Consider the following 1,259-nt stretch of genomic DNA (forward strand, 5'->3'; position numbering starts at 1 on the left):
ATCATTTCCATACTGATCACCCCGTGTTCTCCTGCTCAAAAATTGAGCAGAAGCAGTTGAACACCTGGGTCAGTTTTCAGTCGGCAGAACAGCCTCTACTGGGTCAGTTTTCGGTCAGCGGCAACAGGCTTGAGCGAGCCCGTGCCTCGTACACATGATCGGCAATTTCAAAGGCTGTCCTCACAAATGAAGCAAGTGCATTCGGTCGTTTCGATTTTGAGCTTTCAATCAGGGCAATGGCTGATGACTGTAAGTCCCTGATAAACAAGTTCCACACTGGGTCTGCTGTGGATGACTCGTCGAATAGCTTATAGTCGAAGCTAATCTTTACATAGTGTCTAGTGTTTGGATCATCTGAGGTGGACACTCTTGTTCCGGTTTTTGGCACATACCATTCTGTCTTTGTGGAGACAGGGTGAATCCAATTAGGAAGAACGGCTTGGGATGACGGTGCCGATGGTATGATTTTTTGAGCTTCCTCGTTATTCATTAACGGATACCTCGAGGAGAGCAAAGTCCATGCGTTTAGGTTTGGCATCGGCAAGCAGTTTAATCATTTTGCGACTGCCTTCTTCTTGGATCTTTGTGATAATCGTCTTGCATGTTGAAATAAGATTGTTGTCTTTCCCGAATGTTGCATATGAGACGACAAGCTCAATCGTTTGAGGCGAGCAGAGAAAGTAAATCATATGGTTTGGATTACTTTCTGCTGCTTGGAGGGGGGTGGCTCTGATTTGCTTCACGGCGTTAATGAGCTGGGCTTGGGATATCTCATAACTTTCACTACTGGGGTGGCTTGTAGAGGGGGAGATTTCTTCGGCTATAAGTAGCTGAATATTTTGATGGTCACGGAGTTTTTTTCGGTATACAAACTCTTGGATTGACGGTGGTACGTAATTTCGCAAGGCAGTCAGTAACGAGTTGCCAAGGTATAGACTTGTTTCCAGAGTGTCGCCACCGCTCTCGATCCACTTAAGCAGGCCACGTGAAACTCTGATTTTGGGCATGGTAGGCTTAGCTTCAGCTACCCATGGGGGAAGCGAATCAATGATTGCCTTGAAAGTGCTTTTTCGTCTCGTGTCTAAGATACGGTAGAGATGCTCATCCCATTGACGAGTGGGGCTAGACCCATGGCGGTTGCAGGAGCTGAGTGCAACACGGTTATTGAATTGAAACCGGAGCATCATGCCGCATTGCCATGGCATTTTGCATGACCTCTCCCATCACCTCGATGGGGCATTTGAAGTCGAAGCGCTTGC

The 1,259-nt window shown here is 47.2% G+C and carries 1 protein-coding gene; it reads right to left on the reverse strand.

Annotated features, from left to right (window positions below; all coding sequences use genetic code 11):
- Positions 1–482 precede the first annotated feature (482 nt).
- On the reverse strand, positions 483–1,007 hold the full coding sequence (locus IEG05_RS23030; RefSeq protein ID WP_191122777.1) for a hypothetical protein: 525 nt from the start codon (positions 1,005–1,007) through the stop codon (positions 483–485).
- Between the last annotated feature and the right edge of the window lie 252 nt (positions 1,008–1,259).

The organism is Stutzerimonas kunmingensis (assembly GCF_014764705.1).
Taxonomy (GTDB): Bacteria; Pseudomonadota; Gammaproteobacteria; order Pseudomonadales; family Pseudomonadaceae; genus Stutzerimonas.

Coding starts and splice junctions, on each gene's coding strand:
- IEG05_RS23030 (WP_191122777.1), bottom strand. CDS start 1,007: ATGCCCAAAATCAGAGTTTCACGTGGCCTGCTTAAGTGGATCGAGAGC.